Raw genomic sequence first — 22962 nt, 5'->3', positions numbered from 1 at the left:
AGCGTGCGCCGATAGGCTCGAGGCATGGCTCCCGCACGCTCCGCCCTCCCACATCGCGCACTCGGCCGCACCGGCCGTGAGGTCTCGGTCATCGGTGTGGGTACGTGGCAGTTGGGCGCGGACTGGGGCGATGTCTCGGAGGAGGACGCGGCCGCCGTGCTCGCGGCATCCGTCGACGCCGGCGTCACCCTCTTCGACACCGCTGACGTCTACGGAGACGGTCGTTCAGAGCAGATCATCGGCCGCTTCCTCGCCGCACGGCCCGGGCACGGCGTCGTCGTCGCGACGAAGATGGGACGACGCGACGAGCAGCGTGCCGAGAACTACACGGCGGAGAACTTCAGGACGTGGATCGACCGCTCTCGCCGCAACCTCGGCGTCGACACCCTCGACCTCGTTCAGCTGCATTGCCCGCCGACCGCCGTGCTCGAGGACCAGCGCACCTTCGATGCTCTCGACCGCCTCGTCGACGCGGGCGCGATCGCTGCGTACGGCGCCTCGGTCGAGACGGTCGACCAGGGGCTGTCCGTCCTCCGCCGCCCCGGATTGACGAATGTGCAGATCATCATCAATCCGTTCCGGCTGAAGCCACTGGATGAGTTCTTGCCCGCCGCGGTCGACGCAGGCGTGGCCGTCTTCGCCCGCGTACCGCTGGCAAGCGGGCTGCTGTCGGGCCGCTACACCACTGCCACGACCTTCTCCGCCGCCGATCACCGTTCGTACAATCGCGAGGGTCAGGCGTTCGATCGGGGAGAGACGTTCTCGGGCGTCGACTTCGAGACCGGGGTGGCAGCAGCAGCGGAGCTCGCGGGCGCGCTGCCCGAGGGCGTGAGTCTGCCCGCTGCCTCGCTCGCGTGGATCGTGGCGCAGCCCGGCGTCACGGCCGTGATCCCCGGCGCGCGGACGCCGTCGCAGGCCGCAGCGAACGCCGCCGCAGCCTCGTCTTTGGACGCACCCGAGGCGTACGCCGCGTTCGACGCGGCGGTGCACGATGTCTACGACCGTCGTCTGCGCCACGCCATCCACGCCCAGTGGTGAAATCCGCTCATAGGCTTCGCTCAGCCGTCGCCGAGCCGATGCCGAAGCTCCGCGCCTAGCGTCGGCCCGTGCCGATGACACCCGCCCTCTCGCGGTGGTGGCGAGAGCCCTGGTGGGCGCGCGTCACGCTTGCCGCGATTCTCTTGGCTTTCGCCGTGCTCACGACATGGAACCTGGCGCGCGGGGGTGACTTCTCGTTCTACGAGGCGTCGGCGCGGTCGATGTCGCAGTCGTGGCAGGCGCTGCTGTTCGGCGCGTTCGATCCGGCTGCCACCGTCACTCTCGACAAGCTGAGCGGTTTCGCCGTGCCGCAGGCGCTGAGCGTGCGACTGTTCGGGATGTCGACGTCGGCGCTGGCGCTTCCGCAAGTGATCGAGGGGCTCGTCACGATCTTCGTCTGCGCGGTGATCGGTCTGCGCTGGCGCGGTCGCGTCGTCGGGTTGATCGCTGCGGGAGCCGCGGCATCCACGCCGATCTTCGTGTCGATGTTCGGCCATCCCATGGAAGACGGCCTGCTGACGATGTCGCTGGCCGTTGCGCTGCTCTGGTGGCAGCGTGCGGCGCTGACGAGACGCCTCTGGCCGCTGGTGTGGGCCGGCGTGTTCATCGGCATCGGCTTCCAGGCCAAGATGATGCAGGCATGGTTCATCGTGCCCGCGTTGGTGATCGGTACGGCCATCGTCGGCGAGGGGCGATGGCTCCGCCGTCTCGCCCGCGTCAGCGTGCTTCTCGCGAGCACGGTGGTGACGTCGCTGTCGTGGATGATCGCCATGGAATTGGTTCCGGCGGGGTCGCGACCCTTCGTGGACGGCTCCACCGACGACGACGTCTTCGCCATGGTGTTCGGATACAACGGCATCGATCGGCTGTTTCCCAACGCCATCGCCGGCGCTGTGCGGAGCGGATCGGGTACCGGCGCTGCCGGCGCCGCAGCGTCGGCGACGAAGCTCATCGATCCCGCGTATGTCGGTGAGATCGGCTGGCTCTACCCTGCGGCGATGTTCGGCATCGTTCTGGGTGTCGCTGTCGCGGTACGCGCCTGGCGGCGACGGGGAGCCACCGCTCCTCCCTCCGTCAGATGGGGCGCGGGGCCGGCGACATTCGTGGTGCTCGTCGTGTGGCTCGCGACCGGCGCCGCGATCCTCTCCGCGGCGCGCATGCCTCACACGGCATATCTGTCGGCGATCGGCATCCAGCTCGCCCTCCTGGCCGCGCTCGGAATCAGCGAGGCGGTTCGGCTCCGCGCCGACGCCAGCGGGTGGGCGCGCGCGGCGCTGCCCATTCTGGTCACGCTGCAGCTTGCGTGGTTCATCGCGCTGTCCGCGCTGTCACGGATGCCGCGATCTCTGACGCTCGCCATGATGATCGTGGCTGGCGTGACGTGCGCACTGGTGGTCGCCGCGGCGCTGTCGCCGAGCGTGCGCCGACGTCTCGGTCGCGGCATCGTGGTGGCCTCGGCGGTCGCCGTTCTGGCGGGACCCGCGATCTTTTCTGCGCAAGTCGTCGATGCCTCACGCGACGGGAGCGGGGGAGACGCCTACGTGGGGGTGAAGCCGTCGGCCACGACGGGGTCGGCGTCTCAGGCGTTCGTGCCGTCACCGCCGCAGCTCTGGGGAGGCTCCCCGGGAATCACGCCCCCGTTGGTCGAACTGGTCACGGCGGCGCGGGCTGCCGGCGGCGGTGTGGACGGCGCCCCGCTGTTCCTGACGGACTCTTGGAGCATCGCCGCTCCCGTCATCGACGCGACCGGGACCGAAGTACTCACCGACGGTGGATACTCCGGTCAAGCCGTGGTGTTCACGGCGGCAGAGGTCCGCGCGCGTATCGCGTCCGGCGTGCACCTGATCGTCGTGAAGGATCACGCCCCGAAGACCGATCCGGTGGCGGTCGCCGTGCACGCGGCGTCGTGTCACGCGCTGCGCTCCTGGCCGTCGACGGCGGGCGGCGGGCAGGGGAAGACCTCGACGTCGAAGGAGAGCGTGCTCGGATTCACCCTCTACGCGTGCTCGTGAGGCGGCGACGGGGTCAGCAGAACGGCGAGGCGCTTCTTGGCGCGGTTCTCCCGCACGATCCACGCGACGTCGGGATCGTCGAGCGCGAGGGCGTGGAACGCGGCCAACCCCGGGGCGGGGTCGGAGGCGACCGCGACACTCCAGCCGTACCCGAGCGTCTGGCGCAGGGTACGAACGTCCGGATCACGTCGCCTGTCGGCGGACAGCGAGCGGAGGCTCTCGGTGGCTGTCGCGCAGACGGCGACGGCCCGAGCGGCCTCGCGCGGCGACGTCAACAGCCGTGGCTCGCAGATCGCCGCGACGGCGGCGCGCTGAACGAGCGGATGGGCGTCGCGCGCCCACATCGTGGCCACCTCGGCCATCGCGTTCGGCTCCACCTCGCCCCACAGCTGAAGTCCGATGGCGACGCCTTCACGAACACGCCACCGTCCGTCGCACGCCAGGTCGCGTGCACGTGCCTGCTCCTGGAGATCCGCGGCGCGGCGGGCGATTGCCGCGGCGGCGCACATCGTTGCGAACTCGCTTCCGGATCGCAGCAGGGCATCGATCTCCCGAGCCCCCGCGATCGCGGCCGCAGCCGCGACGAGGCGGAGGTTGGCGCGGGGACCGGGGAGCCCGGATGCCGCCTCGACCACCGGCGCCCACTCCTCGGCATCGAGCTTCCGCAGTCGTGCCGGCCAGTCGACAGGCGCTTCCATGACGCGAGCGTAGCGCCGCGCCGGCGGCTGCGAGCCCCCGTGAGCCGTGTCAATGGTGACGATCGCGCCGTCAGCGGGCGGAGGCTGCCGGAGCGATCACGGTGAGGGCGCGGGGGAGCACACGAGCACGGAGGCGATCGACCTCTTCGCCGAGCTCGCCGTCGCGGGCGATGCGATACGGGCCCCCCAGCAGCTCGAGGTCGAACTCGGCATCCGAGAACTCCTGGTAGCGACGGTTGCGGGAGATCCGTCCGGTGAACAGATCGACGAAGATCCGCGCGCGGGAGCCGAGACGCGAGACGCCGAGCACGCGGAGATCCAGTCGCGCATCGTCGAGCGTGGCCCGGTGCACCGGAGCGAACCCCCGCGGCTCGTACCTTCCGTTGCCCAGGAAGAGAAGACTGAAGCGGGCGTCGACCGTTTCACCGTCGAGGTCACGTACCCGGACCCGGACGGCCCGAGCGGCCCCCAGTGTCGTGACGGCGGCGACGACCGCGGCCAGCGGCTTGCCGATGCGGTGTTCGTAGCGTTCACGGATCGTCACGAAATCGGTGTACGCGCCGACGCTGGCCGTGTTCACGAAAATCTTGCCGTTCACCTCCCCGAGGTCGACTTTCGCGACCGTGCCCGCCCGGATCGCCGCGATCGCCGTCGACAGCGGGTACATGCCGAGGTCTTTGGCGAAGTGATTGAACGTGCCTGCCGGCAGTACGGCGAGCGGGATGCCGCGTTCGCGGGCGGCGTCCGCGGCTTGTTGCACCGTGCCGTCCCCGCCGGCGACGGCGAGGACCTCGCAGTCGGCTGCCGTCGCGCGGATGACTTCTGCATAGTCGTCGCCGGCGCCGAGCTCGACGACCCGCAGGCGGGGGAGGGCGCGGCGCACGGCGGGAAGTATGCGCCCCGCACGCCCGGAACCCGAGCGCGGGTTGATCACCAGCGCGATCCCGGCACCGTCCGGGCGCGGAGTGCCGGCGTGCACAGCGAGCGCGTCCTGCAGGGGGTTGACGCGCTCGACCGGCACGGCGCGAGTGGTCAGCCAGGCGATCGCCTCGCCGAGGGCGAAGCCTGCCGCCACATCCGACGGGTAGTGAGCTCCGGTGGCGACACGGGAAAACCCGACCAGCCCCGCGAGCGCACGCAAGGGAACGGTCAACGCGGGCATCTCGGCAGACGCGGCCGCGGCGAAGGCCATGGCGCTGGCCGAGTGACCGCTGGGAAACGAGGTGGAGTCGGGAATGCGCCGGGCCAGCCGCCTCGTCGGCACCTGCGTGATGGACGGTCGAGGGCGGCGGTGCAGGCGCTTGGAGACCTGGTTCGCGAGAAGACTCGTCACCCCGATGGCCGCCAGTCCCCGCGCCGCGGCGCGCCGGCCGCGCCCACGAGCGAGGAGAGTGAGCAGACCTGCGACGGCCATCCACAGCACCGAGCGGTCGGCGGCACGTGTGAGCGCCGGCATCGTCGTGTCCAGGAGCGGGCTGCGCGTGCGCGCCACCGCCGCGAAGGTCGCGACGTCGAGGGCGTCGACCTGTCGCCGGACGTCGCGCCAGCGGCGTGCCGTGCCCCGCGCAGTGCGGGAGCGGCGAGGCGTCGTCGATCGGCGAGGCATGAGGGCTCCGATCACTTCATCGCATTGCCGATGTAGGAGTACTTGACGAACACCTCCGAGGCCCATCCGGCCTCGTCGAGCACGCCCTGCACCGCGGTGAGCATGTACTTCGAGTCCCACCCCATGTAGAGGTAGCGACCCTCGCCCAGCTCGTCCCACTGGCCGTTCCACGCCATTGCCGGATAGACGGGACCGCCCCGTCGCGCGCTGAAATCGATGACGCTCTGGCGCGAGTCGGCCCACAGCCGTTTGAAGATGCGGTTGAAGAGGTAGCGGATGTCCGGCACCTCCCAGTGCTCGCCGCGGAACTCGACGTAGTCGAACTCGCGTTGCCATCCCCGCGGCCAACCGCGCCGCTTCACGGCGTCGAGGATGGGCGTGAGATTGTCGTCGTCGATGCTGACGACGGCGGGGCGGCGCCATACCTGCAGGAACAGCTCGGTCAACGCCTGCGTGCGGGCGGCGATGGCAGCCGTACTCCACGAGCCGGTCTCGGCGATCGCCCGGGTGATGTCGACGGCGCTCTCGTCGTACACCGCGCGTTTCTGCGGGAACGAGGCGTCGAACGCCCGCTCGAAGAGCGAATCCTCCAGCAGTGTGAGGTTGCCGAGCGTGGGCGCCAGCGCACGGAAGCTGTTCTGCTCGTCGTCGGAGAGGTCGGCCCAGCGGCGGATGCCGTCGGGCGTCCAGTCGTCGGAAGGCGCGGCAGGGGCGATGTGCTCGAGGCCGATGCCGGGAACGTCGATGTCGCCCGCCAGTCGCTTCAGCACATAGGCGGGGTACGGCAGCGCCGTGTACTTCAGGCCCACCCGGGTGCGTTCGTCCGACGGCGTGATGCGGGCGATCGCGTGCACCAGGGCGTCGCGGGACAGCGTGGCGGCCCGACACAGGCGCGCGACCAGGCGGTCGGTGGTCACACCGACGACGGTGCGACGGAGCAGAAGCGACTGCACGTGCTCCAGCGAGACGAGCAGGTCGGCGGCGCTGAGGTCTCCCTCGCCGTGCTCGTGGAGCAGACGCAGCGCCAGGGGGTACATCCCCCGGCCGAAGGTATTGAGGTAGGTCAGCTGACGTGCGATGACGGGATCGTCGGCCCGGGACGGGTCGAGGAGGATCCGGTAGATGCCCGCATACCGGCGCCACTGTCCGGCGCGCTCCCGCAGCGTCGCGAGGTCCAAGCGGGGGAACTGGGCACGGAACGTGTCGTAGACGCCCCGCTCGCCGGCGACGGTGACCTCCCGCCCGGTGAGCATGACCAGGTAGTGTCGCCAGAAATCGCCGATCTGCTCGCCGGTGTCGTGCTCGATCGGCATCCAGTACTCGTCTTCGATCTCACCTTGCTCGGCGTGCGAGAGCCCCATCAGGACGTAGTTGTGGATGAGTTCGTGATCGCGCAGCGGCTCGCCGGTCGAGTTGAGACTCTCGAAGGTCTGCTGGGCGTTCGCGTCGGCGCCCAGCGTGATCGAGACGTGCTCGAGGCGCTGCAGACCGCGCCAGATGTCAGCAGCCTCGTCGGGTCGGATCTGGCTGCGGAAGAACGCGTAGTTGTCGTCGAACCGGGACTCGCGCATCTGCTCACCCGCCTCTCGGCGACCGAGCACGACGCTCTCGAAGACATCGGCCCACGCGCGGTGCGGACGCAGCTTGGTGCGGGTCGGATCCTCGCTGCGCACGAGGACGCGCTCGAGCTCGGCGGCGAGGTCGGGGTCGTCGTCTCGCAGCGTGTGATGCAGGGCGGCCACGAGGAGCATCAGAGTGGTGATGCGCTGCTGTCCGTCGATGAGCACCAGATGCGCGTCGTCGTCAGAGGTGCTCGACGCCGTCGACAGGATCGAACCGATGAAGTGCGTCTGTCCGGCGCCGGCATCCGCAACGGCGCGCACGTCCGCCAGCAGCTGCTCGCACCCGCCGATATCCCATCGATACTGGCGTTGGTAGACCGGGACCACGATGGTCGTCTCGGATGCCGAGAGCCAGCCGATCGTCGACACAGCGGTGGCCGAGACGTGTGTCGCTGCGACCGAGGAGGCGAGATGCGTAGGGCTGTTCATGCTGTTCGTGTCGCCTCCGCGCTCGCTCTCGATGACCGCCGTCGAGTCTAATCGCGTTCACATCGCCGCTCTGTAGGCTTGCCTCAGTCGGGCCTGTAAAAACTTCGCTTGTCCGGCAGAAAGGTTGAATCCGTCATGGGTTACATCAAGAGCGCGGCTCTCGAGGAGACCGGATACGTCGTCCTCGACCGCTACAACAAAGAGATCGATCCCAAGGAGTGGCTCGACGTCGAATACGTCGACTGGAAGTCCTCGGGCGACACCCGTTTCGCACCGTTGGCCTCCGCCAAGGGCGAGATCGAGTGCAACGGCTTCTGGAACCACAAGCCGCCGCGCACCGACAAGGACGGGGTCTGGATCGACTCGCAGACAGCGATCGCGCCGACGCTGACCGCGCGTGCGCAGGAGCCGGGAGCGAACGTCGGTCGTTGCCGCATCATCGAGCTGCAGCCGAACACCTATGCGGACTGCCTCTACAACCTGCACCAGGACGACAACAACCGCCTGAACCCCGATGGCACGGGCTGGGTGGTGCGTGGCTTCTTCAACCTCACGGATGACACCACGAGCTACTTCGTCCTGCGTGAGAATCGCACCGATCCGAGCGAAGAGACGCGTATCGCGCTGCCCGCCGGCGCGCAGCTCATCGTCGACACGCAGCGACTGTGGCACGCCGCCGCCCACTACGGCACGGAGCCCCGGTACTGCCTCATCACCTCGTGGGAGTCGGGCCCCGAACTGGACGCGTACATCGCCAAGTACAACGGCGTGAACAAGGTGGACAGCTACCCCGTCGACCAGGAGACCCTCGACGCCGGTCAGATCGAGCAGGAGCGTCGCATCGCCGCACGCGCCGCCGCTCTGGCCGCCCGTGGTCAGCAGGAAGTCACGGTGATGAGCGAGGCCTGAGCCTCCGCACCGCTCCGCGCACCGCGCGCAGAAGGGCCCCGGTCTTCGGATCGGGGCCCTTCTGCGCGTCATGTGGTTTTTCCCGGCAGGGGTGTTGATGCATCTGTGTTTGTGTTGTAACGTGTGGCTATTCAAGGAGGAACCGTGTACGCAACGGAGCGACAGCAGCTCATCGAGCAGCTGATCACCACTGAGGGTCGGGTCGTCGTCGTCGATCTGGCTCGCCGCTTCGGCGTGACGACCGAGACGGTGCGCCGCGATCTCGATCAGCTCGAGTCGTCGGGTCTCGTGCGCCGCGTGCACGGGGGAGCCGTCGCCCGCACCCGCGTCAGTACCGCGGAGACATCCTTCATCGAGCGCACGCAGCGACGCACCGACGCGAAGCTCGCCATCGCCGCACGCGCCCTGGATGCCATCGGCACCCAGGGCGACGGTTCGGTCTACATCGATGCCGGCACCACCACGGCCGCTCTGGCGGGTCTGCTGGCTCAGCGCAGCACGAGTTCGCACCCGCTCGAGGTGGTCACGCACTCCATGACGGTCGCACACCTGCTCGCGGGCGCGTCGGCGCTGAATCTCACCGCGATCGGCGGTCGTGTCCGCGGATTGACGGCCGCCGCGGTGGGCGCGCAGACGGTCGACGCGATCTCGCGCCTTCGTCCCGACCTCGCCTTCATCGGAACGAACGGACTGTCGGCGTCCTTCGGACTCAGCACCCCCGACCCGGACGAGGCCGCCGTCAAGCGCGCCGTCATCGCATCGGCGCGTCGCATCGTGGTGCTCGCGGACGCGGAGAAGTTCGACGGCGAGCTCCTCGTCTCGTTCGGTCGCCTCGCCGATCTCGACATCCTCGTCACCGACGCCGAGCCCCCTGCCGACCTCGTCGCCGCCCTCGGCGACGCCGATGTGGAGGTGTGGATCGCATGATCGTCACCCTGACCGCCAATCCGTCTCTCGATCGCACCGTGACGCTGGCCGACGCCCTCCGCGCGGGCGAAGTGCAGTCTGCGCTCTCGGTCCGCGAGGATGCCGGGGGCAAGGGCATCAATGTCACCCGTGTGCTGGCCGGCTCCGGTGTCGCCACGCGCGCCGTCCTCCCGTTGGACGCCGACGACCCGTTCGCGGCTGTTCTGCGCTCCGCGCATGTGCCGGTGCTCGCCGTGCCGCTGCCGGGGGTGGCCCGCGCCAACCTGACGCTCACCGACCGCGAGGGTGTCACGACCAAGATCAACCTTCCGGGGGTGACGCGCACCGCCGAAGACGCGGCGACGCTCATCGACGCGACCGTGCGCGCGTCGGCCGGCGCCGACTGGCTCGTGCTGGCCGGATCGCTTCCCCCCGGCCTTGCCGAGGACTTCTACGTGGAGGTGATCGGCGCCGTCCGCGCGGCCGGGGCGTCTGCTCCCCGCGTCGCGGTCGACACGTCGGGAGCCGCGTTGCGCGCCGTCGTGGAGCGCGGGCTGCCCGACCTCATCAAACCCAACGACGAGGAGCTGGTGGAGCTGGCCGGCGTCGCTCTCGATGCGGATCTTCCCCTGCCCGAGGCCGTCCTCGCCGTCGCACGCGAGCTCGTCCCTGCCCGCGTCGGTGCCGCCTTCGTCACGCTCGGCGGCGACGGCGCCGTGCTCGTCGACGCCGACGGAGCTTGGTTCGGCACCCCTCCGCCCACGCGCGTGCGCAGCACCGTGGGTGCGGGCGACAGCTCGTTGGCCGGTTTCCTGCTCGCCGACGTCGCCGGGGCTGCTCCGGACGAGCGGGTGCGCAGCGGCATCCGCTACGGATCGGCGGCGGCCGCGCTGCCGGGCACACAGGCCCCCACCCCGACCGATCTCCTCCCCGGCGACGTGCCGGTGCGGAGCCTCGCTCTCTGAAAACCCACCCTGAACCCAAACGACCACTGGAGGTCACCGTGTCAGAGATCATCACGCCGGCGCTCGTCAGCCTTGACGAGTCGCTCGGCACCGACAAGCGGGCCGTCATCGACGCCCTCGCCGCCCGCGTAGCGGCTGCGGGACGGGCGTCCGATGCCGCAGCCCTCGCCGCCGACGCCTGGAAGCGCGAGCTGACGGACGAGACCGGCCTCCCGGGCGGCATCGCGATCCCGCACGCGAAGAGCGCAGCGGTGCGCGAGGCGACGCTCGCGTTCGCGCGTCTGAAGCCCGGTATCGACTTCGGCGCCGACGACGGCCCGGCCGACCTCGTCTTCCTCATCGCGGCTCCCGACACCGCGGCCGAGGAGCACCTGGCGGTGCTGTCGCAACTGGCCCGCAGCTTCATGCGCGAGGACTTCACCGCCGGGCTGCGCTCCGCGGCGACCCCTGAAGCGGTGGTCGACCTCGTGACGGCAGCCGTGTCGGGCACCGGTGCTCCCGCCGCGGCGACGCCGGCTCCGGCGGCTGCGGCCGACAGCGCTCACCTGATCGACGGCCGGCCGGCGCGTATCGTCGCCGTCACCGCTTGTGCCACCGGCATCGCACACACGTTCATGGCCGCCGACGCGCTCACCGCGCAGGGCGGCAAGGACGGGGTCGATCTGATCGTCGAGCCGCAGGGCTCCAGCGGCTACAAGGCTCTCGACCCGAAGATCATCGAAGCGGCCGATGCCGTCATCTTCGCCGTCGACGTCGACGTGCGCGAGCCCCAGCGCTTCGCGGGCAAGCCCGTCGTGCGCGCCAGCGTCAAGCGCGGCATCGAGGCGCCGGCGCAGCTGGTGGCCGAGGCGATCGCCGCCGCCAAGAACCCGAACGCGACGCGCGTCAGCGGGTCGGCAGCCGCCGCATCCACCTCGACGTCCGGTGCGGGGGAGTCGTACGGCGCGAGCATCAAGCGTGCCCTGCTCACCGGTGTCAGCTACATGATCCCGTTCGTCGCGGGCGGCGGTCTGCTCATCGCGCTCGGCTTCCTGCTCGGCGGCTATACGATCGCATTCGACGCCGACAAGATCCTCGGTGCGTCGACGCTGTGGAACCTCGGCGACACATCGCTGATCGTCTACCTCGGCGCGGTGCTGTTCAAGATCGGTGCGCTCTCGTTCGGCTTCCTCGTGCCGGCACTGGCCGGCTACATCGCGTACGGCATGGCCGACCGCCCCGGTATCGCACCCGGTTTCGTGGCGGGTGCCGTCGCGGGCTTCATGGGCGCCGGCTTCCTCGGCGGTATCGTCGGCGGTCTGCTCGCCGGTGTCGCCGCACGTTGGCTGAACGGTCTGGACGTGCCGCGCTGGCTGCGTGGCCTGATGCCCGTCGTGATCATCCCGCTGCTGGGTTCGATCTTCGCCTCCGGGCTCATGCTGCTGGTCCTCGGTGGACCGATCGCGTGGCTGACCAAGGCGCTCAACGACTGGCTGTCCGGCCTCACCGGAGCCGGTGTGATCATCCTCGGCATCATCCTCGGCCTCATGATGTGCTTCGACCTCGGCGGCCCCGTGAACAAGGTGGCCTACGCGTTCGCGACGGGCAACCTGGCCGCGGGCATCGCCGGTGACGAGCGCTACCTGCAGATCATGGCCGCCGTCATGGCCGCCGGCATGGTGCCGCCGCTCGCGATGGCCCTCGCCTCGACCGTCATCGATCGCAAGCTCTTCACCGAGCCGGAGCGAGAGAACGGCAAGGCGGCGTGGCTGCTCGGCGCGGCGTTCATCTCCGAGGGTGCGATCCCGTTCGCTGCGGCGGACATCTTCCGGGTCATCCCGTCGATGATGCTCGGCGGCGCGGTCACCGGTGCCCTCTCGATGGCCTTCGCCGTCACGAGCAAGGCACCCCACGGCGGCGTCTTCGTCTTCTTCGCGATCGACAACTTCTGGCTGTGGCTCGTCGCCATCGCGGCCGGTACCGTCGTCGCCGCGTTCTCGGTCGTCGCCCTCAAGCGCTTCGCGCGCCGCGGGTCGGCCGTCGACGAGGGTATCTCCGGCGCTGCCGCGGTTTCTCCCGAAGCCGTCAGCGCCTAGGCTCGAAGACAGAAGAATACGACCGATCCAAGGAGGATCCCATGGCAGAACGCCAGGCCACCGTCGCCAGCAGCTCGGGACTGCACGCGCGCCCCGCGAAGCTCTTCGTGCAGGCGGTTCAGCAGACCGGCGTCCCCGTGACGATCGCGGTCGAGGGCGGTCCTGACCTCAACGCCGGCAGCATCCTCACGCTGATGGGTCTCGGCGCCACACAGGGCACCGTCGTCACGCTCAAGGCTGAGGGCGAGGGCGCGGATGCCGCGCTCGACACGCTCGTCGCGTTCCTCGAGACCGACCACGACGCCGAGGCCTGATCGGCCCACACGAACGGATGCCGCGCCCGCTGGAGTGACCAGCGGGCGCGGCATCCGGCGTTCACGGTGGGTCAGAGATCGATGGCATCGCCCGGATCGAGTGGGCTGAACCGTCCGCCGCCCTGCTCCGTCGCCCACTGCAGCCTTCCGCGATGCATGTCCAGCCCGATGGGCGAGAGCGTCATGTCGTGCGTCGCGAAGGCGTGCTCCGGACGGACGGCGAGGACGAAGTCGATCGCCTCTCCGATCTTCAGCCAGGGAGCGCCCACGGGGGCCGCCAGCAGCCGTACGTCGACGCCGTCGGGCGCCGAGAACGAATCGCCGGGATAGTAGAACTCGTCGTCGACCAGGACGCCGACATTGTCGATGACCGGAATCGACTCATGGATGACGGCATGCCGCCCGCCGAAGAAGCGCAGCGAGAACGGACCGACGCTCACGCTGTCGCCGGGCGCGACGACGGTGATGTCGAAGTCCGCCGCCGCATCGGCGACGCCTTGGGGGCCGTAGATCGGCACGTCGGGGGAGTGCTCGCGGATTGCGCCCAGGTGCTCCGGGGTCCAGTGGTCCTGGTGCTGATGGGTGAGAACCACGCCCACGGTGCCGGCGAGATCCTGCAGCGGGAGCGTGAAGCTTCCCGGGTCGATGATCAACTGACTGCCGTCGCGCTCGAGGCGGAGGCAGGCGTGTTCGTGTTTGGTGACGCGCATGCCGTCAGTCAACGCCTCTCGAGCGACGCGGGCAAGCCCGCGGTGCGTCCTGGTCTCGATTTGGCGAGGCGTTGATCGTCATGGCATAATCGAACGGTTGCTTACGCAGCGAAAAAGTACGGCCCCATCGTATAGCGGCCTAGTACGCCGCCCTCTCACGGCGGTAACGCGGGTTCGAATCCCGCTGGGGTCACCACGACAGAAGCCCGGTCCAGACGGACCGGGCTTCTGTGCGTCACCGCCGTCGTCGTGGAACCGATCACCCCTCCGCGGAAGCGTTCCGTCGGCTGTGACGGCGTCGACGCGCTCGCACGACGAGCACCACGACGGCCGTGACGACGAGCCCCACGCCGAGCCACGGGAGCAGGAAACCGACCGCGACGACCAGGGCGTTGAGCGTGGCGATGAGTCCGTTCCACCCGGCCGCGACGCCATCGCCGAAGCCGGCCGGGTCGGCGGTCACGGCGGGGGACGGCTCCACGAGCGAGACCGTGAGCGTCGACATCGCGACCTGCGACTCGGTCCAGGTCAACTGCTGACGCAGGGAGTCGAGCTCCGATTGGCGTTCGGAGAGGGCGGACTCAGCGGCGATGAGATCGGCCGTCGAGCTCGACTGCTTCATGAGGTCGGTCAGGCGCGCGACCGAGGTCTCCAGCGCGCTGACACGAGCTCGAAGATCGAGGGTCTCGGTCGTCACGTCCCGCCGGTCGGTCTGCGATGCGGTGACGGTGCCGAGTGTGGACAGTCCTGTCACGACCTGTGACAGCGCATCGGCGGGAACCCGAACGGTGATCCACGCGGTCGCCGGAGCGGGCATCATCTTGCCCGTGTCGGACAGCGGAACGGCCGGTTGCCCGGGCGAGGTCCCCGTGCTCTGAGATTCGACGTATCCGCCGGCGTCAGCTGCCGCCGTCGCGATCGCCTGGGCCGCGGACGCCGCGTCCTGCACGTCCACGGTGGCGGACGCGCTCACGGCGATCTGCCGTTCTGCGGTGGCTATCGCGACGGCACCATCGGAGGCTGCTCCGCCGCCGGAGGGGTCTGCGCCGCTCATCCCCTCGGTGCGGGTATCCGGAGCGGTGGCGATCGCGCTGCCGGCGTCCAGAGAGACGGATGTCACAGACGACGCGCCCGAGGAACCGGAGAGTGCGTGCAGCACGGACGGTGCGATGATCGCGGCGACCGCGACCAGCGCCGCTGCGGCGGTACCGCCCATCCAGAGACGTCCGCGGCGCACGGCGCGCACTCGGTCTCTCTCCGCCTTCTGCCACTGCGCGCTGCGTTCCTCGGCGATCTGGGCGAACAGCCGCTGCTCGATGACGTCCACGCGGTCGTCGGCGAGCTCGGGCAGTGCGTTGTCTTCCGTGGTCATGACCCCTCCGAGGTGATGGTGGTGCGCAGCGAGCTGCGGATGCGGGAGAGGCGATTTCGGACCGCACCGTGACTGATGCCGAGTCGGTCGGCGGCCTCGCGATAGCCGTAGCCCTCGGCTGCGCACAGGCGGAAGATCTCCTGATCCACGTGGCCGAGTGCCGACAGCTCCGCCGCGATCCGATCGGCGAGGTCGGCGTCGATCACCGCGCGCTCGACATCGACCGCCGCAGGAAGGGTCTCGTCGACTCCTGCCGTCAGATGCTCGCGGTCGCGCTTCTGACGCCGGACGCGGTTCGCGGCCTGAAAGCGGCAGATGGTGACGAGCCACGGGAGAAGGGATTCGCTCTCCAGCTGCAGCGCGCCGATCTTGCGCCACGCCACAAGGAAGGTCTCCTGTGTGACGTCCTCCGCATCCGCCGCCGTGCCCACCAGTGCGTGCGCCACGGCGTAGACGGCGCGCACGTAGGAGCGATAGAGCGTACGGAAGGCGAGGTCGCTGCCCGCGGCCGCGGCCGCGACCAGCTCCGCGTCGGTGCGCAGGCCGGAGTGGTCGGTCATGGTGTCCTCATCGTCTCTCACTGGGTGAGTGTCCGCGAGCGGCGAATCGTCTCAGAGAACTCGGCGTCATCGAAGCCGGTATTGTTGTCGCAGCGAGAGGGAGTATCCCGTTCTCGCGCGTCCGTCACCACGGGCCCGACGTCGGGTTCCCGGGCGCGCGCCGCAGCACCGCTGACGGGGGAGAGACTTTCGACGTTTCGTCATCCCCTCGAAAGGCCTGCATGGACCTCCCCGTCTGGTTCGAGATCGGTTCGCTGATCGTTCTGGTGCTGATCCTCGTCGCCGATCTCGCCCTCATCGCACAGCGGCCGCACATTCCGACGCCGAAGGAGTCGAGCCTCTGGGTCGTCTTCTACGTCACGCTCGCGCTGATCTTCGCGGGACTGATGTGGCTGTTCGCCGGCGGGGAGTACGCCGGCCAGTTCGTCGCCGGCTGGCTCACCGAGTACAGCCTGTCGATCGACAACCTCTTCGTCTTCGTGCTCATCATGAGCCAGTTCTCCGTGCCGCGGCGCTACCAGCAGAAGGTGCTGATGGTGGGCATCATCATCGCGCTGGTCCTCCGCGGACTGTTCATCCTGGCCGGGGCCGCCATCATCGAGCAGTTCAGCTGGGTGTTCTACATCTTCGGCGCCTTCCTCATCTACACCGCGTGGAAGCAGGCGTTCCCGGGCGGCGACCACGACGAGGAGATCAAGAAGGAGTCCGTCGTCGTGCGGCTGCTGCGTCGGACGATCGACATCAGCGACGACTACGACGGCCCGAAGGTGCGCACCGTCGTCGACGGCAAGCGCATGTTCACCCCGATGATCATCGTGTTCGTCGCGATCGGCATGACCGACCTGCTGTTCGCGCTCGACTCGATCCCCGCGATCTTCGGCATCACGCAGAGCCCCTTCATCGTCTTCACGGCGAACATCTTCGCGCTGATGGGCCTGCGCCAGCTCTACTTCCTGCTCGGCGACCTTCTCGACCGTCTGAAGTACCTGCACTACGGCATCGCCTTCATCCTCGCCTTCATCGGTGTCAAGCTCATCGCGCACGCGATGCACGAGAACGAACTGCCGTTCATCAACGGCGGCGAGAACATCGCGTGGGCGCCCGACATCTCGACGTGGATGTCGCTCGGCGTCATCGTCGTCTCGATGGTCGTCGCCACGGGGGCGAGTCTCATCGCGGCGCGGAGGGAAGGGCGCGACGTCACGCTCGACGAGCGGTGACGATCCGGCGCCGATCGCCGCGGTGGTAGTCTGAGCCGGTGCGGATCGCTCGCCTTCTCCTTAGCCGCCGCGACGAGACCTCGTTCTGAGCCCTCTCTCGTCGCGGAGTCCGTCGCGGGCTTGATCCCCTTATCTGGAGAACGAGACAGCATGAGCACAACGATTCCCGACCGCCCGCGGACCCTCGCCGAGAAGGTCTGGGACGACCACCTCGTGGTGAAGGGCGAAGACGGCCAGCCCGACCTGATCTACATCGACCTGCACCTCGTGCACGAAGTGACCAGCCCGCAGGCGTTCGACGGCCTCCGCGCCGAGGGGCGTCCGGTGCGCCGGCTCGACCTGACGATCGCGACCGAGGACCACAACACTCCCACGCTCGAGATCGACAAGCCGATCGCCGATCTCACCAGCCGCACGCAGATCGAGACCCTGCGCCGAAACGCCGAGGAGTTCGGCGTACGGCTGCACTCCCTCGGCGACAAGGAGCAGGGCATCGTGCACGTCGTCGGCCCCCAACTGGGTCTGACCATGCCGGGGATCACGGTCGTCTGCGGCGACAGTCACACCTCGACGCACGGTGCTTTCGGCGCCATGGCCTTCGGTATCGGCACCAGCGAGGTCGAGCACGTGCTCGCCACGCAGACCCTCCCGCTGAAACCGTTCAAGACGATGGCGATCACGGTCGAGGGCGATCTCAAGCCGGGCGTCACGGCCAAGGACATCATCCTCGCCATCATCGCGAAGATCGGCGCCAACGGCGGCCAGGGCTACGTGCTCGAGTTCCGTGGCAGCGCCATCCGGTCGCTGTCGATGGAGGGCCGGATGACGATGTGCAACATGTCGATCGAGGCGGGAGCCCGCGCCGGCATGATCGCCCCCGACGAGACCACGTTCGCGTACGTCAAGGACAAGCCCCACGCACCGCAGGGTCAGGACTGGGACGACGCCGTCGCCTACTGGCGCACGCTTCCGAGCGACGAGGGTGCGGTCTACGACGCCGAGGTCTTCCTCGACGCGAACGAGCTCGAGCCCTTCGTCACGTGGGGCACCAACCCGGGCCAGGGCGTCTCGCTGAGCGACGTCGTGCCCGACCCGGCATCCTTCGCGGACGCCAACGAGCGTGCCGCCGCCGAGCGGGCTCTCGAGTACATGGACCTGCAGGCCGGAACGCCGCTGAAGGACGTGACGGTGGATGCCGTCTTCATGGGCTCGTGCACGAACAGCCGGATCGAAGACCTGCGCGCCTTCGCCTCGGTCATCGAAGGCCGCCAGAAGGCAGACAACGTCCGTGTGATGGTCGTCCCCGGCTCGGCGCGAGTGCGTCTGGAGGCCGAAGCGGAGGGACTCGACAAGGTCTTCACCGCCTTCGGCGCGGAATGGCGTTTCGCCGGCTGCTCGATGTGCCTCGGGATGAACCCCGATCAGTTGGCCCCGGGGGAGCGGTGCGCATCGACGAGCAACCGCAACTTCGAGGGACGCCAGGGCAAGGGAGGACGCACTCATCTGGTGTCGCCCCTGGTCGCCGCCGCGACGGCGGTGCTGGGCCGGCTGGCCAGCCCGTCCGATCTGCCCGCCGTCGAGAAGGTCGAGGCCTGACATGGAGAAGTTCACGACGCACACGGGTATCGCGGCCGCGTTGACGCGCTCGGCGGTCGACACCGACCAGATCATCCCCGCGGTCTATCTCAAGCGGGTCACCAAGACCGGCTTCGAAGACGCCCTGTTCGCCAACTGGCGACAGGACCCCGATTTCGTCCTCAACCAGCCGGCGTTCGCGCGTGCCTCGGTGCTCGTGGCGGGACCCGACTTCGGCACCGGTTCGAGTCGTGAACACGCCGTGTGGGCGCTGCGCGACTACGGCTTCCAGGTGGTGCTGAGCCCGAAGTTCGCCGACATCTTCCGTGGCAACGCGGGCAAGCAAGGCCTGGTCACGGGGGTGATCTCCGAGACCGACGTGGAGGCCATCTGGGCCCGGATCGCCGCAGAGCCGGGCATCGAGATGACGGTCGACCTGGTCGAGCGCACCGCCACGATCGGCGGGCTCCGGGTCTCGTTCGACATCGACGATTACACTAGGTGGAGGCTCCTCGAAGGTCTGGACGACATCGGACTGACCCTGCGCAATGAGGACAAGATCGCGCAGTTCGAGGCGCGCCGCGAGGCGTGGCGCCCGCGGACGCTCCCCGTTCGCTAGGCCGGATGGCGCCCCGAACCGGGGCGAACATCTGTCTTTCGCATCCCCGTCCTCGACACACACTGTGAGGTCCGATCCATGAACACCCTTCTGAGCGCTTCGGCGTCCACACCCGCCGGAGGCGAGGTTTCGGTCCTCGAGATCCGCGGCGGACGACCCCTGAGGGGGCGCGTCGAGGTCAAGGGCGCGAAGAACCTCGCAACGAAGGCGATGGTGGCGGCGTTGCTCGGTGAGACCGAGAGCGTGCTGCACGATGTCCCCGACATCAGCGACGTGAAGGTCGTCCGCTCTCTGCTCGAGGTGCACGGCGTCACTGTCACCGATGACGGAGAAGGCGTGCTGCGGCTGGACCCGCGCGGTGCGGTCTCCGCGCACATGGAAGAGATCGACGCACACGCCGGTGCGTCCCGCATTCCGATCCTCTTCTGCGGCCCGCTGCTGCACCTGCTCGGCCAGGCCTTCATCCCGGACCTCGGCGGATGCCGCATCGGAGACCGTCCGATCGACTTCCACCTGGATGCGCTGCGTGCCTTCGGCGCCACGGTCGACAAGCTGCCCAGCGGCATCCGGCTGTCTGCTCCGAACGGACTCACGGGCGCGAACATCGCCCTGCCGTACCCCAGCGTGGGCGCCACCGAGCAGGTCCTGCTGACCGCGGTGCGCGCGAAGGGCACGACCGAACTGCGCAATGCCGCGATCGAGCCCGAGATCATGGACCTGATCGCCGTGCTGCAGAAGATGGGCGCGATCATCTCGTACGAGCCCAACCGCGTGATCTTCATCGAGGGTGTCGACACCCTCCGCGGCTACGACCATCGGAGCATCTTCGACCGCAACGAGGCCGCATCGTGGGCGTGCGCGGCACTGGCCACCGATGGCGACATCTTCGTCGGCGGTGCCAAGCAGCAAGAGATGCTCACGTTCCTCAACGTCTTCCGCAAGGTCGGCGGCGACTTCGACATCCATGAGGACGGCATCCGCTTCCGTCGTGGGGGAGCGTTGAAGCCCGTCGTCGTCGAGACCGACGTGCACCCCGGGTTCATGACCGACTGGCAGCAGCCTCTCATCGTCGCCCTCACACAGGCCGAAGGGGTTTCCACGGTGCACGAGACCGTCTACGAGAACCGGCTCGGCTTCACGCAGGCTTTGAACAAGATGGGAGCCGACATCGTCGTGCATCCCGAGGGCATCGCCAGTCCCGATCGCCGCGTGGCGCGCCGCGCGCTGGAGCAGGCTGCGGTGATCACCGGCCCGACGCCGCTGCACGGCGCCGATGTGGTCGTTCCGGACCTCCGCGGCGGCTACAGCTATGTGATCGCGGCGTTGGCGGCGCAGGGGCGTTCGCGCGTGGCGGGCGTCGACATCATTCGTCGCGGATACGAGAAGTTCCTCGAGAAGCTCACGATCCTCGGCGCCGACTTCGACGTCGTCGGATGACGGGCACGGCGCGCCCGGCGCCGCGGCGCCGGGCCTCTCCGGAGAAGACGCGTCCGTCGGTCTTCTGGCCGCTCGCGGCCATCATCGTGCCGGCGGTCGGCTGGTTCGCGAAGATCGAGATCAGCGGTGCGGAGCACCTTCCGGCGGAAGGCCCCTACGTGCTGGCCCCGAATCACTACAGCGAGTTCGATCCGCTGATCATCGCTGTGGGCACGTGGCGTATGGGCCGCGCACCGCGGTTCATGGCGAAGGAGAGCCTGTTCCGCGTTCCCGTGCTCGGGGCGGCCTTGCGCGCGACCGGCATGGTCCCGGTCGCCCGGGCCTCGTCGTCGGCCGCGGCGAAGCAGACCCTTCAGCAGTCGGAGGATCTGGTGACCCATGGCCGCGGCGTCATCGTCTACCCGGAGGGCTCGCTCACGCGTGACCCCGACATGTGGCCCATGCGCGGCAAGACCGGCGCGGTGCGCCTCGCGCTGGCCGCCGGTGAGCCGATTCCCGTCATCCCGGCCGCGACGTGGGGCGTGCAGCAGATCCTCCCGCGGTACGGCAAGCTCCGCTTCTGGCCGCCGCGCCGTCGCGTTCGCCTTGCCCTCGGCCCGGCGACCGACCTCTCGGCCTTCACCGGCCCCGGCGCGACGGGGTCTGCGAACCTCATCGCCGCCACCGACGCCGTGATGGCGGACATCGCTGCGCTGTTGGGCACCTTGCGCGATGAACAGCCGCCGAGCGAACGGTGGAACCCGTCTGCGCACGGGCAGAACGAGACGGGCCGCCTTGACGCGTAGGGGCGAGTCGGCGTTGCCGCGGGTCGCGGTGATCGGCTCGGGCAGCTGGGGAACCACGTTCGGCAAGGTACTCGCCGATGGCGGTGCTCACGTGGTGATGTGGGCTCGCCGCGCGGAGCTGGCCCAGGAGATCCAGGAAGGGCACCGCAACAGCGAGTACCTGCCCGGCATCAACCTGCCGCGCACGATGTCGGCGACCACGCACCTCTCGGAGGCGCTGGAGGGTGCGTCGCAGGTCTACCTCGCGATCTCGAGCCAGGCCCTCCGGCAGAATCTGAAGGCGGTGCGCCCTCTGGTGCGCGACACCGACGCCCCGATCGTGTCGTTGATGAAGGGCGTCGAAAAGCGCAGCGGACGGCGGATGAGCGAGGTGATCGCCGAGGAGCTGCACTGCGACGCGGGCCGCATCGCGGTCGCGTCCGGGCCGAACCTCGCCCTGGAGATCGCCCGCGAGCAGCCGACGGCAGCGGTCATCTCCTCCACCAGTCGCGAGACCGCCGAAGCCGTCGCACGTCGCGCTCGCAACGGCTACTTCCGCACGTTCGTGAACACGGACGTCATCGGCACGGAGTTCGGCGGCGTGCTGAAGAACCTCATCGCCGTCGCCATCGGGATCGTCGATGGCGTCGGGTACGGCGAGAACACGAAGGCGTCGATCATCACACGCGGTCTCGTGGAGATGACCGACTTCGCCGTGGCCCAAGGAGCACAGCCCGAGACGTTGCAGGGGCTCGCCGGTCTCGGCGACCTCATCGCGACCTGTCAGTCCCCCTTGAGCCGCAACAACACCGCCGGGCGACTCCTCGGCCAGGGCTACAGCTTCCAGGACGTCGTCAAGCAGATGAACCAGACCGCCGAAGGGCTCGCCTCGGTGGCGCCGGTGCTGCAGCTGGCGCGCGCCTCCGGTGTGCAGATGCCCATCGTGGAACAGGTCAAGATGGTTCTGGACGGCACCATGAATCCCCGCGACATCGCGCCGCATCTCACCACCGACGACGACAAGCCCACGGGCGAGAGGACCCAGAATGGACAAAGCGGTAGTGGCGGTGCTCTTCGGAGGGCGCTCCAGCGAGCACGCGATCAGTTCCGCGACGGCGGGCGGCGTGCTTCAGGCGATCGACCGTGACCGCTTCGAGGTCATTCCGGTAGGTATCACTCGCGAGGGGGCGTTCGTCCTCGAAGACGACGATCCCGACAAGTTCGCGCTCGATCCCGAGCGCCTGCCCGAAGTCGTCGACAACGGCACCCGCATCCTGTGGCCGGACTCCATCCGCTCCCGCGAGCTGCGCGTTCAGGATGCCGACGGCATTCGATCCCTCGGCGACGTCGACGTCGTCTTCCCGATCCTGCACGGCCGCTTCGGCGAGGACGGCACGATCCAGGGCTTCCTCGAGCTGCTCGATCTGCCCTACGTCGGCGCTGGGCTGCTGATGTCGGCGATCGGCATGGACAAGCACACCACCAAGAGCGTTCTGAAGGCTGCCGGCGTTCCCGTCGTTCCCTGGGTCACCGTCACCGAGGCGGCGCTGGCGCGTGACAGCGACCTGTGGCACCGGCGCATCCGCGCGCTCGGGCTGCCGGCGTTCGTCAAGCCGGCCCGCGCCGGGTCGAGCGTCGGCGTGTCGAAGGTGTCCGAGTGGAGCGAGCTGGATGCCGCTCTGGCGACCGCCTTCGCCGAAGACGGCACGGTGCTGGTCGAGCAGGCGGTTGTCGGCCGCGAGGTCGAATGCGGCGTGCTTGCCGGTCGAGACGGCGATGCCCCGCGTGTCAGCGTCGCCGGTGAGATCGTGATCACGGGACGGGACTTCTACGACTTCGAGGCGAAGTACCTCGATGCCGCCGGCATCGAGCTCGTCTGCCCCGCCCAGCTGCAGGGTGGTGAGCTCACCGAGATGCAGCGCGTCGCTGCCCGTGCGTTCGAGGCGCTGGGCGGCGAGGGTCTGGCTCGAGTCGACTTCTTCTTCACCGGAACCGAGTTCTTCGTCAACGAGGTGAACACGATGCCGGGGTTCACGCCCATCTCGATGTTTCCGAAGTGCTGGATCGCGACGGGAATGAGCTACCGCGACCTCATCAGCGAGCTGATCGATCTCGCGCGCGTGCGCTGACG

20 protein-coding genes and 1 tRNA gene are annotated in these 22962 nt (G+C 69.0%); 15 read left to right on the top strand and 6 right to left on the bottom strand.

What is annotated here, in order from left to right; translation table 11 throughout:
• The first annotated feature begins 24 nt into the window (after positions 1-24).
• Entirely contained in the window at positions 25-1038 is a 1014-nt protein-coding gene (locus PP359_RS03220; RefSeq protein ID WP_433718246.1) for an aldo/keto reductase, read from the top strand.
• 74 nt (positions 1039-1112) lie between these two features.
• Positions 1113-3050, top strand: a complete 1938-nt coding sequence (locus PP359_RS03215) for an ArnT family glycosyltransferase (protein WP_499250807.1) — start codon at positions 1113-1115, stop codon at positions 3048-3050.
• Here the strand turns inward: PP359_RS03215 and PP359_RS03210 are convergent.
• From PP359_RS03210 to PP359_RS03200, 3 genes are all read right to left on the bottom strand, one after another.
• Positions 3035-3748 (bottom strand): hypothetical protein, encoded by a 714-nt coding sequence (locus PP359_RS03210; RefSeq protein ID WP_499249887.1) that lies wholly within the window; start codon positions 3746-3748, stop codon positions 3035-3037. The two genes, PP359_RS03215 and PP359_RS03210, sit on opposite strands and share 16 nt — an antisense overlap.
• A gap of 70 nt (positions 3749-3818) precedes the next feature.
• Positions 3819-5354, bottom strand: a complete 1536-nt coding sequence (locus PP359_RS03205) for a bifunctional phosphatase PAP2/diacylglycerol kinase family protein (protein WP_039415869.1) — start codon at positions 5352-5354, stop codon at positions 3819-3821.
• Positions 5355-5365: 11 nt separating this feature from the next.
• Complete coding sequence (locus PP359_RS03200; protein WP_499249886.1) at positions 5366-7405, bottom strand: DUF262 domain-containing protein; 2040 nt, start codon at positions 7403-7405, stop codon at positions 5366-5368.
• A gap of 135 nt (positions 7406-7540) precedes the next feature.
• On the opposite strand from PP359_RS03200, the gene PP359_RS03195 reads away from it, so the two are divergent.
• From PP359_RS03195 to PP359_RS03175, 5 genes are all read left to right on the top strand, one after another.
• Positions 7541-8314 (top strand): hypothetical protein, encoded by a 774-nt coding sequence (locus PP359_RS03195; RefSeq protein ID WP_039415559.1) that lies wholly within the window; start codon positions 7541-7543, stop codon positions 8312-8314.
• Between the two features lie 144 nt (positions 8315-8458).
• Positions 8459-9241 carry a DeoR/GlpR family DNA-binding transcription regulator gene (locus PP359_RS03190; protein WP_294944111.1) on the top strand — a complete coding sequence of 261 codons (783 nt, stop codon included), beginning with the start codon at positions 8459-8461 and terminating at the stop codon, positions 9239-9241.
• Positions 9238-10185 carry a 1-phosphofructokinase family hexose kinase gene (locus PP359_RS03185; RefSeq protein ID WP_039415868.1) on the top strand — a complete coding sequence of 316 codons (948 nt, stop codon included), beginning with the start codon at positions 9238-9240 and terminating at the stop codon, positions 10183-10185. The genes PP359_RS03190 and PP359_RS03185 overlap by 4 nt, the downstream gene beginning before the upstream one ends.
• Before the next feature lie 38 nt (positions 10186-10223).
• Positions 10224-12260, top strand: coding sequence for a PTS fructose transporter subunit IIABC (locus PP359_RS03180; protein WP_112931372.1), 2037 nt, complete (start codon positions 10224-10226; stop codon positions 12258-12260).
• A gap of 41 nt (positions 12261-12301) precedes the next feature.
• Complete coding sequence (locus tag PP359_RS03175) at positions 12302-12574, top strand: HPr family phosphocarrier protein (protein ID WP_036318222.1); 273 nt, start codon at positions 12302-12304, stop codon at positions 12572-12574.
• A 71-nt stretch (positions 12575-12645) separates the two neighbouring features.
• Here the strand turns inward: PP359_RS03175 and PP359_RS03170 are convergent, their stop codons facing one another.
• Positions 12646-13284 (bottom strand): MBL fold metallo-hydrolase, encoded by a 639-nt coding sequence (locus PP359_RS03170; protein ID WP_292681382.1) that lies wholly within the window; start codon positions 13282-13284, stop codon positions 12646-12648.
• Positions 13285-13404: 120 nt separating this feature from the next.
• Here PP359_RS03170 and PP359_RS03165 point away from each other — a divergent pair.
• Positions 13405-13480: transfer RNA gene (locus PP359_RS03165), tRNA-Glu, on the top strand.
• 63 nt (positions 13481-13543) lie between these two features.
• Here PP359_RS03165 and PP359_RS03160 read toward each other — a convergent pair.
• On the bottom strand, positions 13544-14656 hold the full coding sequence (locus PP359_RS03160; protein WP_294982082.1) for a DUF4349 domain-containing protein: 1113 nt from the start codon (positions 14654-14656) through the stop codon (positions 13544-13546).
• Positions 14653-15216 (bottom strand): RNA polymerase sigma factor, encoded by a 564-nt coding sequence (locus PP359_RS03155; RefSeq protein WP_347417261.1) that lies wholly within the window; start codon positions 15214-15216, stop codon positions 14653-14655. Before PP359_RS03155 ends, PP359_RS03160 begins: the two co-directional genes overlap by 4 nt.
• A gap of 221 nt (positions 15217-15437) precedes the next feature.
• Here PP359_RS03155 and PP359_RS03150 point away from each other — a divergent pair, with 221 nt between their 5' ends.
• The 7 genes from PP359_RS03150 to PP359_RS03120 all read left to right on the top strand — a co-directional run bounded on the left by PP359_RS03150 (position 15438) and on the right by PP359_RS03120 (position 22960).
• Entirely contained in the window at positions 15438-16436 is a 999-nt protein-coding gene (locus PP359_RS03150) for a TerC family protein (protein ID WP_294944121.1), read from the top strand.
• Positions 16437-16586: 150 nt separating this feature from the next.
• Positions 16587-18032: a 3-isopropylmalate dehydratase large subunit gene (gene leuC, locus PP359_RS03145; protein WP_039415531.1), complete on the top strand. Its 1446-nt coding sequence runs from the start codon at positions 16587-16589 to the stop codon at positions 18030-18032.
• Between the two features lies 1 nt (position 18033).
• Complete coding sequence (gene leuD / locus PP359_RS03140; protein ID WP_039415529.1) at positions 18034-18630, top strand: 3-isopropylmalate dehydratase small subunit; 597 nt, start codon at positions 18034-18036, stop codon at positions 18628-18630.
• Positions 18631-18708: 78 nt separating this feature from the next.
• Entirely contained in the window at positions 18709-20067 is a 1359-nt protein-coding gene (gene murA, locus PP359_RS03135) for a UDP-N-acetylglucosamine 1-carboxyvinyltransferase (protein ID WP_499249885.1), read from the top strand.
• A complete protein-coding gene (locus tag PP359_RS03130; protein WP_039415523.1) occupies positions 20064-20852 on the top strand; it encodes a lysophospholipid acyltransferase family protein in 789 nt (262 codons plus the stop codon). The genes murA and PP359_RS03130 overlap by 4 nt, the downstream gene beginning before the upstream one ends.
• Positions 20842-21978, top strand: coding sequence for an NAD(P)H-dependent glycerol-3-phosphate dehydrogenase (locus tag PP359_RS03125; RefSeq protein WP_112931379.1), 1137 nt, complete (start codon positions 20842-20844; stop codon positions 21976-21978). Before PP359_RS03130 ends, PP359_RS03125 begins: the two co-directional genes overlap by 11 nt.
• Positions 21878-22960, top strand: coding sequence for a D-alanine--D-alanine ligase family protein (locus PP359_RS03120; protein ID WP_294944127.1), 1083 nt, complete (start codon positions 21878-21880; stop codon positions 22958-22960). Before PP359_RS03125 ends, PP359_RS03120 begins: the two co-directional genes overlap by 101 nt.
• The last annotated feature ends 2 nt before the right edge of the window (positions 22961-22962 follow it).

The organism is Sphingomonas sp. BLCC-B65 (genome assembly GCF_028550675.1).
Lineage (GTDB): Bacteria > Actinomycetota > Actinomycetes > Actinomycetales > Microbacteriaceae > Microbacterium.
Note: the sequence above shows the minus strand (reverse complement) of the source record. Positions and strands in the feature narration are given on the sequence as shown.

Excerpts from the sequence above, each read along its gene's own strand:
- leuC (WP_039415531.1), top strand. The coding sequence starts at position 16,587 with ATGAGCACAACGATTCCCGACCGCCCGCGGACCCTCGCCGAGAAGGTC.
- PP359_RS03200 (WP_499249886.1), bottom strand. The coding sequence starts at position 7,405 with ATGAACAGCCCTACGCATCTCGCCTCCTCGGTCGCAGCGACACACGTC.
- PP359_RS03170 (WP_292681382.1), bottom strand. The coding sequence starts at position 13,284 with ATGCGCGTCACCAAACACGAACACGCCTGCCTCCGCCTCGAGCGCGAC.
- PP359_RS03160 (WP_294982082.1), bottom strand. The coding sequence starts at position 14,656 with ATGACCACGGAAGACAACGCACTGCCCGAGCTCGCCGACGACCGCGTG.
- PP359_RS03155 (WP_347417261.1), bottom strand. The coding sequence starts at position 15,216 with ATGACCGACCACTCCGGCCTGCGCACCGACGCGGAGCTGGTCGCGGCC.
- murA (WP_499249885.1), top strand. The coding sequence starts at position 18,709 with ATGAACACCCTTCTGAGCGCTTCGGCGTCCACACCCGCCGGAGGCGAG.
- PP359_RS03175 (WP_036318222.1), top strand. The coding sequence starts at position 12,302 with ATGGCAGAACGCCAGGCCACCGTCGCCAGCAGCTCGGGACTGCACGCG.
- leuD (WP_039415529.1), top strand. The coding sequence starts at position 18,034 with ATGGAGAAGTTCACGACGCACACGGGTATCGCGGCCGCGTTGACGCGC.
- PP359_RS03195 (WP_039415559.1), top strand. The coding sequence starts at position 7,541 with ATGGGTTACATCAAGAGCGCGGCTCTCGAGGAGACCGGATACGTCGTC.
- PP359_RS03210 (WP_499249887.1), bottom strand. The coding sequence starts at position 3,748 with ATGGAAGCGCCTGTCGACTGGCCGGCACGACTGCGGAAGCTCGATGCC.
- PP359_RS03215 (WP_499250807.1), top strand. The coding sequence starts at position 1,113 with ATGACACCCGCCCTCTCGCGGTGGTGGCGAGAGCCCTGGTGGGCGCGC.
- PP359_RS03185 (WP_039415868.1), top strand. The coding sequence starts at position 9,238 with ATGATCGTCACCCTGACCGCCAATCCGTCTCTCGATCGCACCGTGACG.
- PP359_RS03130 (WP_039415523.1), top strand. The coding sequence starts at position 20,064 with ATGACGGGCACGGCGCGCCCGGCGCCGCGGCGCCGGGCCTCTCCGGAG.
- PP359_RS03220 (WP_433718246.1), top strand. The coding sequence starts at position 25 with ATGGCTCCCGCACGCTCCGCCCTCCCACATCGCGCACTCGGCCGCACC.
- PP359_RS03150 (WP_294944121.1), top strand. The coding sequence starts at position 15,438 with ATGGACCTCCCCGTCTGGTTCGAGATCGGTTCGCTGATCGTTCTGGTG.
- PP359_RS03205 (WP_039415869.1), bottom strand. The coding sequence starts at position 5,354 with ATGCCTCGCCGATCGACGACGCCTCGCCGCTCCCGCACTGCGCGGGGC.
- PP359_RS03120 (WP_294944127.1), top strand. The coding sequence starts at position 21,878 with ATGGACAAAGCGGTAGTGGCGGTGCTCTTCGGAGGGCGCTCCAGCGAG.